The 17,025-nt window shown below is 55.8% G+C and carries 13 protein-coding genes; 7 read left to right on the plus strand and 6 right to left on the minus strand.

Annotated features, from left to right (window positions below; all coding sequences use genetic code 11):
- Positions 1-73: 73 nt before the first annotated feature.
- Positions 74-1,870 carry an ABCB family ABC transporter ATP-binding protein/permease gene (locus tag ACTZWX_RS06615; protein WP_444713250.1) on the minus strand — a complete coding sequence of 599 codons (1,797 nt, stop codon included), beginning with the start codon at positions 1,868-1,870 and terminating at the stop codon, positions 74-76.
- Between the two features lie 223 nt (positions 1,871-2,093).
- Here ACTZWX_RS06615 and ACTZWX_RS06620 point away from each other — a divergent pair, with 223 nt between their 5' ends.
- The 3 genes from ACTZWX_RS06620 to ACTZWX_RS06630 all read left to right on the plus strand — a co-directional run bounded on the left by ACTZWX_RS06620 (position 2,094) and on the right by ACTZWX_RS06630 (position 6,098).
- Positions 2,094-3,854, plus strand: coding sequence for an ABC transporter transmembrane domain-containing protein (locus tag ACTZWX_RS06620; RefSeq protein WP_444713251.1), 1,761 nt, complete (start codon positions 2,094-2,096; stop codon positions 3,852-3,854).
- Between the two features lie 88 nt (positions 3,855-3,942).
- Positions 3,943-5,220 (plus strand): 4-aminobutyrate--2-oxoglutarate transaminase, encoded by a 1,278-nt coding sequence (gabT, locus tag ACTZWX_RS06625; RefSeq protein WP_444713252.1) that lies wholly within the window; start codon positions 3,943-3,945, stop codon positions 5,218-5,220.
- A gap of 116 nt (positions 5,221-5,336) precedes the next feature.
- Entirely contained in the window at positions 5,337-6,098 is a 762-nt protein-coding gene (locus tag ACTZWX_RS06630) for a VC0807 family protein (protein WP_444713253.1), read from the plus strand.
- A gap of 89 nt (positions 6,099-6,187) precedes the next feature.
- Here the strand turns inward: ACTZWX_RS06630 and gyrB are convergent, their stop codons facing one another.
- The 5 genes from gyrB to dnaA all read right to left on the minus strand — a co-directional run bounded on the left by gyrB (position 6,188) and on the right by dnaA (position 13,812).
- A complete protein-coding gene (gyrB, locus tag ACTZWX_RS06635; protein ID WP_152436929.1) occupies positions 6,188-8,602 on the minus strand; it encodes a DNA topoisomerase (ATP-hydrolyzing) subunit B in 2,415 nt (804 codons plus the stop codon).
- 67 nt (positions 8,603-8,669) lie between these two features.
- On the minus strand, positions 8,670-9,812 hold the full coding sequence (gene recF, locus ACTZWX_RS06640; protein ID WP_444713254.1) for a DNA replication/repair protein RecF: 1,143 nt from the start codon (positions 9,810-9,812) through the stop codon (positions 8,670-8,672).
- Between the two features lie 98 nt (positions 9,813-9,910).
- A complete protein-coding gene (locus ACTZWX_RS06645; protein WP_444713255.1) occupies positions 9,911-11,182 on the minus strand; it encodes an ABC1 kinase family protein in 1,272 nt (423 codons plus the stop codon).
- Positions 11,183-11,200: 18 nt separating this feature from the next.
- Positions 11,201-12,304: a DNA polymerase III subunit beta gene (gene dnaN / locus ACTZWX_RS06650; RefSeq protein WP_230713292.1), complete on the minus strand. Its 1,104-nt coding sequence runs from the start codon at positions 12,302-12,304 to the stop codon at positions 11,201-11,203.
- Between the two features lie 53 nt (positions 12,305-12,357).
- Positions 12,358-13,812, minus strand: a complete 1,455-nt coding sequence (gene dnaA, locus ACTZWX_RS06655) for a chromosomal replication initiator protein DnaA (protein WP_374814451.1) — start codon at positions 13,810-13,812, stop codon at positions 12,358-12,360.
- Positions 13,813-14,466: 654 nt separating this feature from the next.
- Between dnaA and rpmH the strand changes: the two genes are divergently transcribed.
- From rpmH to yidC, 4 genes are read left to right on the plus strand one after another with little or no spacing between them, the layout of a single operon-like run.
- Positions 14,467-14,601 carry a 50S ribosomal protein L34 gene (rpmH, locus tag ACTZWX_RS06660; RefSeq protein WP_008172542.1) on the plus strand — a complete coding sequence of 45 codons (135 nt, stop codon included), beginning with the start codon at positions 14,467-14,469 and terminating at the stop codon, positions 14,599-14,601.
- Positions 14,602-14,616: 15 nt separating this feature from the next.
- Positions 14,617-15,015: a ribonuclease P protein component gene (gene rnpA / locus ACTZWX_RS06665; RefSeq protein ID WP_072675874.1), complete on the plus strand. Its 399-nt coding sequence runs from the start codon at positions 14,617-14,619 to the stop codon at positions 15,013-15,015.
- The gene (gene yidD / locus ACTZWX_RS06670) at positions 15,015-15,269 is read left to right on the plus strand and encodes a membrane protein insertion efficiency factor YidD (RefSeq protein WP_152439547.1); all 255 of its coding nucleotides are present in this window, start codon (positions 15,015-15,017) and stop codon (positions 15,267-15,269) included. The genes rnpA and yidD overlap by 1 nt, the downstream gene beginning before the upstream one ends.
- 5 nt (positions 15,270-15,274) lie before the next feature.
- Positions 15,275-16,969, plus strand: coding sequence for a membrane protein insertase YidC (gene yidC / locus ACTZWX_RS06675; RefSeq protein WP_444713256.1), 1,695 nt, complete (start codon positions 15,275-15,277; stop codon positions 16,967-16,969).
- The last annotated feature ends 56 nt before the right edge of the window (positions 16,970-17,025 follow it).

A 17,025-nucleotide genomic window follows, 5' to 3' on the forward strand; every position in this document is an offset into this window, starting at 1 on the left:
TCCCTGTGACGCTTGAGCTCCGCCATCCATGGCTCCGCACAGTTTTGGCAAGGCCCTCCGCTCACTGGCTCAGCTAGGAGTTGTCCTCACTCCGGTGCTGCTGCTCCCACAGATGGGCATAGTGGCCACCTGCAGCCAACAATTCGTTGTGACTACCACTTTCCACAATCCTGCCACCGTCCATCACCAGAATGGTATTGGCGTCTCGAATAGTAGATAGCCGGTGAGCAATTACCAGGGTGGTACGCTGGCGACTGACTTCTTTCAAGGCCCCTAGAATCGCCTGCTCGGAAAGCGAATCCAACGATGAAGTTGCCTCATCCAGAATCAATAAAGGCGGGTTCTTCAGGATCACTCGGGCAATCGCCACTCGCTGTTTTTCGCCGCCGGACAACTTGAGCCCGCGCTCACCCACCTTGGTGTCATAGCCCTCCGGCAAGCTGTGGATAAAGTTTTCCAGGTGAGCCATTTTCGCCGCCCGATACACCTCTTCTTTGGTGGCCTCGGGACGGCCATAGGCCAGGTTGCGGTAAAGGGTGTCGTTGAACAGTACGGTGTCTTGCGGCACCACACCAATGGCCGAGCGCAGGGAATCCTGGGTGACTGACCGAATATCCTGGCCATCGATACGGATAGCGCCCTGATCCACCTCATAGAACCGGAACAGCAACCGGGCAAGAGTAGACTTACCGGCACCACTGGCACCCACCACTGCCACGGTGTGGCCGGCGGGAATGGTGAAGTTCACATCCTGCAGAATGGGGCGGTCTGGCCGGTAGGCGAAGTGAATGTGCTCGAACCGTACCTCGCCGTTATCCACAGCCAGGGGTTTGGCATCCGCTGCATCCAGGATCTCCGGCTCATCACCCAACAATTTGAACAACCGCTCCACGTTCACCAGGGCCTGGCGGATTTCCCGGTAAACGAAGCCCAATGCGTTCAGGGGGATGAACAGCTGGATCAGGTAGGCGTTGATCATGGTGAAGTCGCCCAGGGTGATTTCACCGCTGGCCACTTCGCCTACCGCCATGGCCATGATCACAATTAGCGCCACGCCGATGATCAGCGCCTGGCCGGCGTTCAGGGTGGCCAGGGACAAGCGGTTCTTCAGCCGGGCCTTTTCCCACTCGTCCAGGTCCTGGTCGTACAGTTCGGCTTCGTAGCGTTCGTTATTAAAGTATTTGACCGTTTCGTAGTTCAGCAGGCTGTCGATGGCTCGGGAGTTGGACTGGTTGTCCCTTGCATTGGCTTCCCGCACGAACTTGGTTCGCCACTCGGTGATCTTGATCGAGAACACCACATAAACCACCACCGCCACCAGAATGGCGAGGACGTAACCCACGTTGAACACCACCAGCAGGATGCCCGCTACCAGTAGGATTTCCAGGATAGTGGGCACAATATTGAACAAGGTGAAGCGCAGCAGGAAGCTGATGCCGTTGGTGCCCCGTTCAATATCCCGGGCCAGGCCACCGGTTTTGCGGTCCAGGTGAAAACCCAGCTCCCGCCGGTGCAGGTGTTCAAACACCCGCAGAGACACCCGCCGCATGGCCCGTTCCGCCACCCGCGCAAAAACCGCATCCCGCAGTTCGCTGAACAGGGTGGCGCCAAATCTGAGCGAACCGTAGGCCACTACCAGCACAACCGGAATCCACAGCAGCATGTCGGCGCCGCGATTCTGGTCCAGGTAATCGACGATGTATTTCAGGGCGACCGGCGTGGCGACGGTGGCCAGTTTCGCCAGTACCAGCAATGACAGCGCCAGCACCACCCGGCCACGGAATTCCAGCAAATAGGGCCATAATCCAGAAATGATGGACCAATCGGGTTTGTGGTCAGCGGGGTAGTCGTTATCAGCGTATGCGCGCAAACAGCAATCTCCATGGTCAGGGAGCACTTGGGGCTGGTAGGGCTTTCCGGGACCGTCAAAAGCCAGGGATGGCTTTTGTCGAGCGTACATGGACGTATTTACAGCGTGTCCCGGAAAGCCCTACCAGCCCCAAGTGCTAAAACTCCAAGGTTAGAGGCTATGATACGTCTTGAATCGAGAACAAACCGTAAAACACCGGAATTCGTTAAATCTGGCAAGGAGAGTGGTCATCAGCCCCAATCATCGTAAAGCATTAAAACTCGTCATCGAGTTTATCAGCCCCTACCGCCGCGCCGTGGCCGGGGCACTGCTGGCACTGGTCATCACTGCCGGCATAACCCTGGGTCTGGGCCAGGGCCTGCGCATTCTGGTCGATCAGGGCCTCGCCACGCAATCACCGGAAAACCTGGCCAAAGCCATTGGTCTGTTTTTTGTTCTGGTGCTCGGCCTGGCCTTTGGTTCGTTTGCCCGATTCTACCTGGTGTCCTGGATTGGCGAACGGGTGGTGGCGGATATTCGCAAGAAGGTGTTCAACCACCTGATTGATCTCCACCCCGGCTTTTTCGAGCAGAACCGGGCGTTGGAAATCCAGTCCCGGTTTACCGCCGACACCACGGTGCTGCAATCAGTGATCGGCTCCACGGTGTCCATTGCCCTGCGCAATACGCTGATGCTTATCGGCGGGCTGATTTTGCTGTTTGTCACCAACGCCAAGCTGGCGGCCATCATTCTGCTGGGGTTCCCCCTGGTGATTGCGCCGATCCTGTTCTTCGGCCGCCGGGTTCGGCAGTTGTCGCGGCTGAGCCAGGATCGGGTGGCGGATGTAGGCAGTTACGTGGGGGAGAACCTTTCCCAGATCAAAACCGTTCAGGCCTTCAATCACCAGCCCCACGACCGGCGGTTTTTCTCGGAGGTGTCCGAGAAGGCGTTCGACATTGCCCGCGAGCGCATCCGGCAGCGGGCGTGGCTGACTACTCTGGCGATTTCCCTGGTGATGGGGGCGGTCGGCATTGTGATCTGGATTGGCGGGCTGGATGTGATTCACGGCCGGATAAGCCCCGGTGAACTGGCGGCATTCGTATTCTACAGCCTGCTGGTTGGCGTTGCGGCGGGGGCTATCAGTGAGGTGATTGGTGAACTGCAACGGGCAGCCGGGTCTGCGGCCCGTCTGTTTGAGCTGCTGCAGACCGAGCCGGCGTTTGTGCGGGAAGGGGAGAACCGGTCTTTTACCGGGCCGGTCACCGGCGAGATCACCATCGAGCATCTGGGCTTCAGTTATCCAGGCCGGCAGGCCCTGCCGGCGATCTCGGATCTGTCGCTGCATATTCGCCCCGGGGAGACCCTGGCCCTGGTGGGGCCTTCCGGGGCGGGCAAGTCCACCCTGTTCGACCTGTTGCTGCATTTCTATCAACCGGATTCCGGGCGGATCCTGATCGACGGGGTAGACTCCGCCGAGCTGACTTTGGAAGCGCTAAGACGCTGCTTTGCCCTGGTACCCCAGAACCCGGCGTTGTTCCATGGCACCGTGGCGGACAACATTCGCTATGCCCGCCCGGGCGCTGAGCAATCCGAGGTGGAGCAGGCAGCGCGGATCGCCCATGCCGATGAGTTTATCCAGGCACTGCCACAGGGCTATGACACGCCGTTAGGCGATGCCGGGCTGGGGCTGTCAGGCGGGCAGAAGCAGCGCCTGGCCATTGCCCGGGCACTGCTGGCGGATGCCCCGATTCTGTTACTGGATGAAGCCACCAGCGCCCTGGATGCCGAGAGCGAGCACCTGATCCAGCAAGCCATGCCGGCGCTCACCGCCGGGCGCACCACGCTGGTGATTGCGCATCGACTGGCGACTGTAAGAGACGCCGATCGCATCGCGGTACTGGAGCAGGGTCGGCTGCAGGCGGTCGGCAGCCACGATGAACTGATGCGCGATAACGAACTGTATCAGCGCCTGGCCAGCCTGCAATTCCGGGACGCCAGTCGCTAGCGCCCATTCTGGTCGGTTTGTGTGTTGAGTGCGTACTCCCTACACTGTTAGGAGAAATCCTCAATCCTGAACCAGGGAGAACAGCAAAGTGAGCAATAAAGAATTGCAGGCACTCAAAGAGCGATACGTCGCCGCGGGCGCAGCAAGCCCCAATGATCAATTTGCAGACCACGCCCTGAATGCAGAAGTCTGGGACGCCGACGGCAAACGCATGATCGATTTCGCCGGCGGCATTGGCGTGTTGAACATCGGCCATCGGCACCCCAAGGTGGTTGAGGCGGTCAAGGCCCAGCTCGACAACCTGATGCACACCTGCCAGACCGTCATGCCTTATGAAGGCTATGTGAAACTGGCTCAGAAGCTGAGTGAAGTGGTTCCAGTGAAGGGCCACGCCAAGGTGATGCTCGCCAATTCCGGTGCCGAGGCACTGGAAAACGCCATGAAAATCGCCCGGGCTGCAACCGGGAAAACCAACGTGATCTGCTTTGACGGCGGTTACCACGGGCGCACGTTCTACACCATGGCGATGAATGGTAAAGCGGCACCCTATCAAACAGATTTTGGCCCCATGCCCGGCAATGTTTACCGGGCACCGTATCCCGTCCCGTACCATGGCGTCAGTGAAGAAGAGGCTTTGCGTGGTCTCAAAATGACCATGAAAGCCGACTCACCCGCCCACAACACCGCGGCCATCGTTATCGAGCCGGTTTTGGGTGAGGGGGGGTTCTATGCAGCACCCACCAGTTTCCTGAAGGAAATTCGCAAGATCTGCGATGAGAACAACATCCTCATGGTGGTGGATGAGGTTCAAAGTGGCTTTGGCCGCACCGGCAAGATGTTCGCGATTGAACACAGTGGCATTGAGCCAGATTTGATGACCATGGCCAAGAGTATGGCGGATGGCATGCCAATCTCGGCCATCGTTGGTACGGACAAACACATGGATGCCTCCGGCCCTAACTCCCTGGGTGGCACCTACACCGGCAGCCCGACAGCCTGTGCCGCTGCCCTGGCAGTGTTTGACGTGTTCAAAGAAGAAGACATCCTCGGAAAAAGCCAGCGCCTGGGCGAAAAACTGAAACAGCGCTTCGACCAGTGGGAGGAGCAGTTTGCCCATGTGGATAACGTTCGTAATCTGGGCCCCATGGCAGCTTTTGAGTTGGTGGACAGCAAAGATAACCACACACCAAAGCCCGAGCTGGCAGCGGCGATTACCAGGAAAGCCAAAGAGAAAGGGCTGATCTTGCTGAGTTGTGGTATGTACGGCAACACCCTGCGCTTCCTGATGCCAGTAACCATTGAAGATGAGGTGTTGGAGGAAGGGCTTACCATTGTTGAAGAATGCCTGAGAGAAGTGGCTGCCTGACCCGGGCCTCCGGGCCCGGTTACGTTCCCCCTCCAATTCATCGTATACTGCCGGAAAGCTCTCTCCGGCAGTGCCTCTTCAGGCACCTGCCGTCGATTCCTCGATAGGCGGTAACCATGACGTCCCAGACTAACCCTTCCGTTCCCGACCACAAACCCAGACCGTGGGTTGACCTTCTGGTCAGTATCATCATTCCCTCGGTCATACTGATGAAGTTCAGTGGTGACGAGCATCTTGGCAGTGTCAACGCACTGGTCATTGGCCTCGCGTTTCCTCTTGGCTGGGGATTGTTCGAGCTCATCCGTTACCGCAAAAAGAACTTCATCGCCCTGCTGGGCCTGATCAGCATTGGCCTGACTGGCGGTATCGGGTTACTGGAGCTGGACGCCGGCTGGCTGGCCATCAAGGAGGCGGCAGTACCGGCAGTGATTGGTCTTGCGGTATTGATATCCACCCGGACCAAGTACCCACTTGTACGAACGCTGCTGTACAACCCGAACATTCTGGATGTGGATAAGATCCACGCCTCGCTGGAAGAGAAGGGCTGTGTTGACCAGTTCGAGGCGCGGCTGCTCAACGCCAGCTATTTCTTTGCCGGTACCTTCCTGTTCTCCTCCATCATGAACTATGTGCTGGCCAAGTGGATCGTGGTCAGCCCCTCGGGCACTCAGGCGTTCAACGAAGAGCTTGGACGGATGACCCTGGTGAGCTATCCGATGATCGCCATTCCATCAATGATCATGATGATGCTGATCTTCTACTACCTGTGGCGCACCATTCGCCGCCTGACCGGGTATACCCTGGAAGAGGTGATGGCTCAGCACCTGGTGGAGAAGGAGAAAGAGAAAGAACAAAAACGCGCGGAATCCTCGAAGTAATATCTCGGAATAAAAATTCCTGACTGATAACAAAAAACGGTGGCCCCGTCGGGTACCACCGTTTTTTTTATGCCAGTCTGTCAGCGTGGTTATACGTCCAGATTGGTCACTTCCAGGGCGTTGGTCTGAATGAAGATCCGGCGCGGCTCGACGTCATCACCCATCAGGGTGGTGAAGATCTGGTCGGCAGCGATGGCGTCTTCAATGGTGACCTTCATCATGCGGCGACTTTCCGGGTCCATGGTGGTTTCCCACAGCTGTTCCGGGTTCATCTCACCCAATCCCTTATAGCGCTGGATGTTCAGACCACGCTGGGCCTCTTTCATCAACCAGTCCAGAGCACCCTCAAACGACAACACCACCTGCTTGCGCTCGCCACGCTGCACGTAGGCACCCTCGTCAATCAACCCCTCCAGGGTCTCACCCAGGCGGGCAATGGCCTTGTAGGAGGATGATTCAAAGAAGTCATGGCTGAAGATGTGCTCATGGGGAATACCATGCACATAGATGGTAACCATCGGCAGATACAAGCCACGCTCTTCGTCCCGGGTGACCGAGAATACGTATTTGGTGCCGGTGCGGGTATCCAGTTCAAGACCATCACCCAGATGTGCAACCCACTTGGCAACCGCCGCCTCGTCTTTCAGCTGCTCCGGCTTGAGGGTGGTGTTGTACACCATCTGCTGCAATACCTTCGCGGGGTAGGCGCGGGACAGGCGTTCGATCATCGCCATCACCGCCTGGTAGTCCTTGACCATGGTTTCCAGGGCGGAATCCTTGATGGCGGGAGCCTCCGGATTCACGAACAGCTGAGCGCCGTCCAGGGCAGTCTGGGTGAGGTAAGCTTCTTTCGCCTTCTCGTCTTTCAGATACTGCTCCTGCTTGCCGCGCTTGACCTTATACAGGGGCGGCATGGCAATGAACACGTGACCGCGCTCGATGATTTCCCGCATCTGACGGAACAGGAACGTAAGCAGCAGGGTACGGATGTGCGAACCATCCACGTCCGCATCGGTCATGATGATGATCGAATGGTAGCGCAGCTTGTCCGGATTGAACTCTTCCCGGCCGATGCCGCAACCCAGTGCGGTAATCAGGGTACCCACTTCCGCAGACGACAGCATCTTGTCGAAACGGGCTTTCTCCACGTTCAGGATCTTACCTTTCAGGGGCAGGATGGCCTGGGTTTTACGATCGCGACCCTGCTTGGCACTGCCACCCGCAGAATCACCCTCCACTATGAACAGTTCGGACAGGGCGGGGTCTTTTTCCTGGCAGTCCGCCAGCTTGCCGGGCAGACCGGCGATGTCCAGGGCGCCTTTGCGGCGGGTCATGTCCCGAGCCTTGCGGGCGGCTTCCCGCGCCCGGGCTGCTTCAACCATCTTGTTGACGATCAGCTTGGCCTCGTTCGGCTGCTCCTGCAGGTACTCGGCAAAGCTCTGGTACAGTTCCTGCTCAACGGCGGTTTTCACCTCAGAGGAGACCAGTTTGTCCTTGGTCTGAGAGGAGAATTTCGGGTCGGGTACTTTCACACTGATGATGGCGGTGAGGCCTTCACGGGCATCGTCACCGGTGGTGGCTACCTTGGCCTTTTTGCCCAGACCTTCATGATCGATGTAGTTATTCAGGGAACGGGTCAGGGCGGCGCGGAAGCCCGCCAGGTGCGTACCACCATCCCGCTGGGGGATGTTGTTGGTGAAGCAGTAAAGGTTCTCCTGGAAGGCGTCGTTCCACTGCATCGCCACTTCAACCGAGATGCCGTCTTCTCGATCACGGGTGAAATGAAACACCCGGTTAATTGGCGTCTTGTTGGTGTTCAGGTGTTCTACGAAGGCCCGCAAACCACCCTCATACTCGAACACTTCTTCCTTGCCACTGCGTTCATCGGTCAGGCGAATACGCACGCCGCTGTTCAGGAACGCCAGTTCCCGCAGGCGCTTGGCCAGGATATCGTAGTGAAACTCAATATGGGTAAAGGTTTCCGGTGAGGGAATAAAGTGCACCTTGGTGCCGGACGCTTCTGTTTCACCCACTTCTGCCAGGGGTGCGTTAGGTACGCCGTGGGTATAGGTCTGCTCGTAAACCTTGCCCTCACGCCGGATCGTCAGGGTCAGGGTAGAGGACAGGGCATTAACCACCGAAACACCCACACCGTGAAGACCACCGGAGACCTTGTAGGAGTTGTCATCAAACTTACCACCAGCGTGCAGAACCGTCATGATGACTTCGGCAGCGGAAACACCCTCTTCTTCGTGGAGATCCACCGGAATGCCGCGGCCATTATCTTTAACGCTGATAGACTCGTCAGGGTGAATAATGACCCCGATCTCGGAACAGTAGCCAGCCAGAGCCTCATCGATGGAGTTATCCACCAATTCAAAGACCATGTGGTGCAGGCCGGTGCCGTCATCGGTATCACCGATGTACATGCCCGGGCGCTTACGCACCGCATCCAGTCCTTTAAGGACCTTGATACTGGAGGAATTGTAGTTCGATTCACTCATTAATGAGACTCCTGAAGGTGATACTGGCGAGGTTCAGCGGAAAACGGTACACGCCGCCAATGCCAGTCTATTCTTCCGTCAATTTTCCATGTTCCACGTGGAACATTCTGTATTCCGGTGCATCACGCTCGCCCCAGAGCACGTCAGGTTCCGGATGCTCAATAGAGGTGATAAACACCTGACAACGCAAATCCTGAAGCTCATGCGCCAGCATGATCCGATGGCGCACATCCAGTTCGGCATTAATGTCGTCCAGCAGGAAAGTCACCTGCTTACCAAGATCACTCAACACCTTTCCCTGGGCAATTTTCATCAGAATAACCAGTGTCTTCTGCTGCCCCCGGGAAAAGGTTTCCGCAACCGGCCGACCACCTAACTTGAGACGGATATCTGCACGATTAGGGCCATACAACGTATGCCCCATCCGGCGTTCCTGCTCCCGGTGGCTTGCCAGTATATCCACTAGCGAGCGAGACCGATCCCAGCCAGGATAGAACTCAAGTTTCAGACCTTCCGTCCAGCTGGCATCCAGCTCCTGAAGCACGGCATCGAACGCCGCTTTGAACTGCCTGAAAACCTGCTCTCTGACATCGCTCAGGGTTTCCGCCAGGGCACCGAACTGACTGTCCCAGACCCGGAGCAGCGATTCGTCCAGTCTACCATTTCTGAGCGTTTGATTCCGCTGTGATGTCACTCTCTGGCACTGTTGCCACATTACCGAAAAGGAAGGTTCCACGTGGAACACTAACCAGTCCAGAAACTGCCGCCGTTTTCCGGGACCACCAGCCACAATGTCGAATACCCCTGGGTCAATCACCGACACGGGCAAATGCATGGCCAGGGATGACAAACTGCGTACAGCTTCGCCATCAACCCTTAACGCTGTTTCCTTGGCGGATACATCCCGGGATATTCCCAGCCGATGGGCGATGCCGGTGCTGCCTTCCGCCGTACCACTTTGGTCCTCACTATTGCTGAGCCCACTGTCCAGAGCGCCAAACACCGTTAACTTGCTGTGACCATGGCTGACCACCGCCTGATGCCGACTCACCCGAAAAGACCGCCCCAATCCCAGATAAGCAATCGCTTCCAGGGCACTGGACTTACCACTGCCATTAGCGCCGTACAACAGATTAAAGGAAGGTGAAAAACCGACAGGGTCCGGCGCCAGGTTTCGGAAATTCTGGGTCTGGATTTTCACAAGCGCCATAAAGGAGGAATTCTCATCACCGGGGTCGGAGCATAAAAAAAGGCAATGCCGGAACACGACATTGCCTTAGTGTACAAGATGCGTGGCGGCGACGCTCGTTAATGGAGCATGGTCAACCGTTCATCCATAAACACATCCATCTCCGGTGCCAGGATATGCACATACCGATCGAAATAGAGGAACTGCTTCAGCAACAGCGCAAATTCTCGGGGAAAGTGCAGCCCATGGCTTTCTCCCACCTTCACCATATCCATGAGAATATTGTTAACGTCATCCTCCGCCTGACCCATTTCATAGGGAACGTCGTCCGGGACCATTCCGTCCATCTGACGATACAGACGTTGCAGGTCGGCAGAGAGCTCATCCACCCTCACCGTGCGACGGGTGACGCCAATCCGGATCATGGCATCGGCCATACCGTCGAAGTTACCGACCATAATCGCGGATATGAAATCGCTGACCGCCTGCCAGGTGTCCGGCCTGATGCGCCCGACAATACCAAAATCGATAAACCCGACGCGCCCGTCCTTCAGCACCATCAGGTTGCCAGCGTGCACATCCGCGTGGAAAAACTCACACTGGGTCAGACTGGCGAACCAGGTGTTCATGGCGGTGATCAAGGTACGTTCGGGATCTTTGGAAAAACCGCGAATGCTGTCGAGATCCGTCAGCGGAACGCCATAGAAACGCTCCATCGTCAGGATTCTGCGAGTAGTGCACTGCTCATATACCCGGGGCACGGTCGCGTCGTCGTTATGGGTATTCAGCAAGAATTCCCGGAACACCTTCAGATTATTGGCTTCCTTGATGAAGTCGCATTCTTCCATCATGGTCTGCTGAATTTCTTCAACAATGCCAGACAGGGATGTCCACGACAGCTTCGGCGCCAGGGTTTCCAGAATCCGCGCCGACAGGTACAGAAAGTTCAGGTCGGTCAGCAGAATATTTTCCACGCCAGGCTTCTGAACCTTGATAACCACGTCTTCGCCAGTCACCAGTTTCGCCGCATGAACCTGCGCAATTGATGCCGACGCAAGAGCCACCGGATCGATTTCCGAGTACACCTGATCAATCGGCCGCCCAAGTTCCTCACGGATAATGCGCTTGATCACGCCGAATGGAAGACTGGGGGTTTTATCAAGACAATACTGAAACTCTTCCACATACTCTTTTGGAAAGAACGTGGGGGAGCTCGCTATAAACTGACCAAGCTTGATATAGGTGGCCCCAAGATTCTCAAACGTCTGGCGCAGCAGTTTCGGGGTAGGGGGGCGATCGCCCCGAACCCAGTTCAGCCCGGTACGGCCAAGCACCGACAGTGTCTGACCAACCCTGAAAGCACCTTTGATTCCGTTGGTTACGGCACCCATTAAATTCCTCCGGAAAGGTTACAGCCGCATCGGCATGACCACATACAGGCAGCTGTTGTCGTTCTCTGCTTCGATCAATGCACTGCTGTTGGGGTTCGACAGGGTAATCTTCACCTGAGCCTCATCCAGCGCATTCATCACATCGATCAGGTAGCCTACATTAAAACCGATCTGCAGGGATTCGCCCTGATACTCCACCGGCAGCGCGTCTTCGGCCTGTTCCTGGTCCGGGTTGTTGGCGAACACTTGCAGCTCCCCCGGTGCCAGGTTCAAGCGTACCCCGCGAATGTTCTCGTGAGACAGAATACCGGCCCGCTGCAAGGTGTTCTTCAGCGTTGCCCTGTCAGCGAGCACCACCTTATCCCCACCCCTGGGGATAACCCGGTTGTAGTCCGGGAACTTGCCTTCGATCAGTTTGGAGGTAAAGGTATACGCGCCCACCGTCGCACGCAGGTGGTTGTCACCAATCACCAGAGTGACCGGCGATTCCACATCGTCTAGCAGGCGGGCGAGCTCCAACACGCCTTTTCTGGGCACAATCACCTGCCGGGGTTCCGGGCAACCGGTTTGCAGGTCGGAATGGGCCATGGCCAGGCGGTGGCCATCGGTCGCCACCACCCGCACATGGCTACTGTCTACTTCCAGCAACAGGCCATTAAGGTAATAACGAACATCCTGCTGGGCCATGGCAAACGCCGTGGCGTCCAGCATCCGGCCCAGTTCTTTCTGCGGCAGCTCCAGGCGGAAGCTTTCCGGCTCGTCTTCCACGTTGGGAAAGTGCTCAGCCGGCAGGGTCGACAAGGTAAAATGGGAGTTGCCCGCTCGCACGTGCAGACGGTCACCTTCCAGCGCCAGATCAATCGGGGCTTCGTCACCCAGTGCTCGACAGATATCAGACAGCTTCCTGGCCGGTACCGTGATCCTGCCCGGTTGGTCCACGTGGACCGGCGTAACCCGCCCGACCAGTTCAACTTCCATATTGGTACCGGTGAGTGTCAGTGTGTTGTCTTCAGCTTCCAGCAACACGTTGGACAAAACCGGCATGGTCTGTTTCTTTTCCACAACGCCAGCAATGCTTTGCAGAGGAGTAAGAAGGGATTCACGGCTTATGGTCAGTTTCATGGCACTCGGCTTCAGTTGTCGGAAGTGAATGTTGTTGGTTGATCGCCACCCGGTCAGGTGGTCAGCAATCGCATAAAGTTCTGGTAGTCCTCGCGGATTCCAGGGTCCGTTTCCTGGAGTTCCACAATCTTCTTACAGGCGTGCAACACCGTGGTGTGGTCACGGCCGCCAAAGGCGTCGCCGATTTCTGGCAGGCTGTGATTGGTCAACTCCTTGGCCAGGGACATGGCCACCTGACGGGGCCGGGTCACCGTCCGGGTGCGGCGTTTGGACAACAGATCGGCCACCTTGATCTTGTAGTACTCCGCCACCGTGCGCTGGATGTTATCGATACTGACCTGCTTTTCATGCAGCGCCAGCAGATCCTTCAGGCTTTCCCGGATAAACGGAGGGGTAATCTCAGACCCAGTGAAGTGAGCATTCGCTATCACCAAACGAAGCGCTCCCTCTAACTCTCGAACGTTTGATCGAATCTTCTGAGCAATAAAGAATGCCGCCTCGCTGCTCAATTTCACATTGGCCTGCTCGGCCTTCTTCATCAGAATCGCCACACGGGTTTCAAGCTCCGGCGGCTCCACCATTACCGTCAGACCCCAGCCAAACCTCGATTTCAATCGCTCTTCCATATCGACGATTTCTTTCGGAAACCGATCACAGGTCACGATGACCTGCTGGCCACCTTCAAGCAGCGCATTAAAGGTATGGAAAAACTCTTCCTGTGAGCGCTCTTTACGGGCAAAGAACTGAATATCGTCAATCAGCAACGCATCCACGGACCGATAATAACGTTTGAACTCGTTGATGGCGTTTAGCTGCAGAGCCTTGACCATATCCGCAACGAACCGTTCAGATCGAAGGTAAGCGACTTTCGCCTTGGGATTACGGCGGACGATTTCATTACCGATGGCGTGCATCAGGTGGGTTTTACCAAGACCGACACCGCCGTACAGGAACAGCGGGTTATAGGCTCCGCCGGGGTTCTCAGCCACCTGCATTGAGGCCGCACGGGCCAGCTGGTTGGACTTACCCTCAACAAAGGTCTCGAAGGTGAAGGTCTCATTCAGAAAGCTCTGGTGCTTGATGTCACCTTCCACCTGTACCGGCCGGCGTTCGCCATTTATTTTCTGCGCACTGCGGCTGACACCCGCAGAGGTAGAACCGGCCACAGTTGCCGCGACACTCTTCTCTTCCTCGGTTACCCGCTGCCCGATTTCGTCGGCCAGACTAGCCGGCTTTGGCTCAGCCACCGAGCGCACCACCGGTTCACTTTCCCGGGGCGCCGACCCTACTTTCATCTGAACCCGCGGCGCCTGACCACCATTGAGGTCCTTCAGGACTTCCTCTATACGGCGCAGATACTTTTCATTAACCCAGTCCATTACAAAACGGTTCGGCGCAAACAGCATCAGCTGCCCCTCTCGGAGATCCGACTGGAGGGGTCTCAACCAGGTATTGAACTGTTGCGCGGGAAACTCATCCCGGAGTACTTCAAGACATTGATGCCACATACTGTTAGGCACGACCGCCTGCTCCCGAAACCTGACTGTTCTCACATCGGAAAAGGCTTTTCCCGACGCTCAAGGTGACCCCGGATTCTACCCCGCCGTGGCCCACAGTAAAAGGCCAACAATCACTGTCATAAACAGCCTGTGGAAACATTTCTCTCCATCTTTCAGAACGTTCCAGACCTATCTACAGGCTTGTGTACAGAAATGCCCTGAAAAAAAGTTACCCACAGGTCCTTGTGCACAGACCGCCCCCAACCCTGTGTGAAAGCCTTGGACCAAACCATGAATAACTCGGGCCTTCCTCGAAACAGCGGGTTATTCACAATTCCATGCCCTCTCGTCCACAGGGCTCACAGCGACCTGTCACCGTACTTGTCATTAATTCAAGTATCTGTTGTTGAAAGAAAAAAAAGACTTTCCCACAGATATCAAGGTGCCTAATAACAGTAATAAATAATCTTTGAAAGAATTTAAAAAAGACCTATAGATTTTATTAGTCAGGCCTTCGGCTTGTACCCATACCGAAAAATTCACTTCCCCGATGCACAGTCATTGAACTTGCTAGCAGATTTGACTAGAATGCCGCTCCTGTTTTGGCTGTCTATTTTCCAGCCAACGACCAATGTCCATTGACGAATTTGTGAGAACATCACCATGAAAAGAACATTCCAACCGAGCGTCCTGAAGCGCAAGCGTGTTCACGGCTTCCGTGCCCGTATGGCGACTGCTAACGGCCGTAAGGTAATCTCTCGTCGCCGTGCCAAAGGCCGCGCACGCCTGTCAGCGTAACCTGATGTTTGCCTCATGAAGGCCTTGACGTTTCCGAAGTCACACAGACTGTTGCGGCCTTCGGACTACAGCAAGGTCTTCGATGATGTGCAGCTGAAAGTTCCGCACAGGAATTTTCTGATCCTGGCAGCTCCAAATAATCTGGGCCACGCCAGGGTCGGACTCATTTTCTCCAAAAAGAATCTCAAACTGGCGGTCCAGAGAAATCGGATAAAACGCCAGGTTCGAGAAACTTTCAGGCATCAGACGGATCTACCGGACCTCGACATTATTGTTCTTGGTCGGCAAGGACTCGCTCAACTGGATAACGCCTCAGTTATATCGTCGCTTAACGATCTTTGGCGCCGTCTCAGGAAGAAGTACCATCAGTCCTCAGTTGATCAAACAACTGTGAATTCAAAAGGTACGGGTTAATGCGACAGATTCTGTTACTGCCTATCCGGTTCTATCAGTACGCTATCAGTCCCATGATGGCCAGCCATTGCCGGCATTTCCCAACCTGCTCCCAATACGCGGTTGAAGCGATTCAACACCACGGAGCAGCCAAAGGCTCTTATCTGGCAACCCGCCGATTATTAAGATGTCATCCCTGGGCCGAAGGCGGTTATGATCCCGTACCGGGCACAGAGACCCAACATTCTCCGACCAACACTCAAACCAGACACTAACGTTTATGGATATTCAACGCATCGTTTTGTTTGCCGGCCTGGCTATTGTCAGTTATCTGATGGTGCTTGCCTGGAATGAGGACTACAACCAGCCCCCTACTGAACAGGTCACCCAGGTAGAAACCTCGGGGTCGGACGGATCTGTTGATGACATGGTTTTACCGGAAAGTGCTTCCCGGACAGACGATGAGTTTGTCACACCTGAAACCGGCGAACTCCGATCCACCTCCTCTGACGGCGAACAAAGTGTCGGCGACCAGTTCATCACGGTAGTAACCGACGTACTGGAACTGACCATCGACCGTGTTGGTGGCAATGTCATTGCCAGTTCCCTTCTTCAGTACGATGAATCGCTCGACAGCGAACAACCCTTGACCCTTCTGACCAACACCCAGAACCGTACCTATATTCTGGAAAGTGGTTTGATCGGCCGCAATGGTCCCGACGGTCGCAGTGCCGGTCAGGCGCCGGTTTACCAGGCAGAAGCTTCCCGTTTCGAGCTGACCGATGGTCAGGATGAACTGATCATTGACCTCAAACTGACCACAGAGGATGGCGTTGATATCACCAAACGCTACCGCCTTGCCCGGGAAAGCTATGAGATTGATATCCGTTACCTGATCAACAACCAGTCCGATTCCGACTGGCAAGGTAACTTCACCGGTAAGATCGTAAGGGACGAGGCTCCAGACCCAACCTCCCAGACCACCATGGGTATCAAGGCCTACCTTGGCCTGGTCATCAGCACGCCTGACGATCCCTATGAAAAATACGATTTCAGCGACCTGGGCAAACAACGGGTTAACGAACCGGTCACTAATGGCTGGCTGGCGTTCCTGCAGCACTACTTCATTACCGCCTGGGTTCCGGACCGTGATAAAACAGCACAATTCCAGACCACCCGCCGGGATCAGTTGCATGTGATGGGTTTTGTCTATCCGGCAACCGCGGTTGCCCCCGGGCAGACTGTTGAGGTAGGTGCCACTGCTTACGTGGGCCCCAAGATCATTGATCGCCTGGAAGCCCTGGCTCCTAACCTGGACCGTACCGTAGACTTTGGCTGGCTGTTTTTCATCTCCCTGCCGTTGTTCTATATCCTGGAATGGTTCTATGGCCTGGTGGGCAACTGGGGTGTGGCGATCATCCTGCTGACGGTGCTGGTCAAAGCGGTGTTCTTCCACCTGTCTGCCACCAGCTATCGCTCCATGGCAAAAATGCGCGCAGTGGCACCACAACTCACGCGCCTGAAAGAACTCTACGGTGACGATCGCCAGCGGATGTCCCAGGAGATGATGGCCCTGTACAAGCGGGAGAAGATCAATCCGCTGGGTGGCTGTCTGCCGATACTGGTACAGATGCCGGTGTTCATTTCGCTCTACTGGGTACTGTTCGAGAGTGTGCAGCTACGCCATGCGCCGTTCATGTTGTGGATAAACGACCTGTCCCAGATGGATCCGTACTTTATCCTGCCAATCCTGATGGGCATCAGCATGTTCATCCAGATGAGCCTGAACCCGACACCACCAGACCCCATGCAGGCGAAGATCATGAAGCTGATGCCACCAGTCTTCACGGTGTTCTTCCTGTGGTTCCCGGCTGGTCTGGTACTGTACTGGCTGGTGAACAACATTCTTTCGATCTCTCAGCAGTGGTACATTACCCGCAAGATCGAAGTGGAAATGGCAGGCAAGAAACACTGAGCAATCAGTTGCACTGACCTGACGAAGGCTCCCCTGTGGAGCCTTTGTCATTTCTA

The organism is Marinobacter sp. NSM, assembly GCF_052380025.1.
Classification (GTDB): domain Bacteria; phylum Pseudomonadota; class Gammaproteobacteria; order Pseudomonadales; family Oleiphilaceae; genus Marinobacter.

Bases quoted from the DNA above. Each gene is read 5' to 3' on its own strand.
- ACTZWX_RS06645 (WP_444713255.1), bottom strand. From the start codon at position 11,182: ATGGGTGCCGTAACCAACGGAATCAAAGGTGCTTTCAGGGTTGGTCAG.
- rnpA (WP_072675874.1), top strand. From the start codon at position 14,617: ATGAAGGCCTTGACGTTTCCGAAGTCACACAGACTGTTGCGGCCTTCG.
- dnaN (WP_230713292.1), bottom strand. From the start codon at position 12,304: ATGAAACTGACCATAAGCCGTGAATCCCTTCTTACTCCTCTGCAAAGC.
- gyrB (WP_152436929.1), bottom strand. From the start codon at position 8,602: ATGAGTGAATCGAACTACAATTCCTCCAGTATCAAGGTCCTTAAAGGA.
- yidD (WP_152439547.1), top strand. From the start codon at position 15,015: ATGCGACAGATTCTGTTACTGCCTATCCGGTTCTATCAGTACGCTATC.
- dnaA (WP_374814451.1), bottom strand. From the start codon at position 13,812: ATGTGGCATCAATGTCTTGAAGTACTCCGGGATGAGTTTCCCGCGCAA.
- yidC (WP_444713256.1), top strand. From the start codon at position 15,275: ATGGATATTCAACGCATCGTTTTGTTTGCCGGCCTGGCTATTGTCAGT.
- rpmH (WP_008172542.1), top strand. From the start codon at position 14,467: ATGAAAAGAACATTCCAACCGAGCGTCCTGAAGCGCAAGCGTGTTCAC.
- recF (WP_444713254.1), bottom strand. From the start codon at position 9,812: ATGGCGCTTGTGAAAATCCAGACCCAGAATTTCCGAAACCTGGCGCCG.
- ACTZWX_RS06630 (WP_444713253.1), top strand. From the start codon at position 5,337: ATGACGTCCCAGACTAACCCTTCCGTTCCCGACCACAAACCCAGACCG.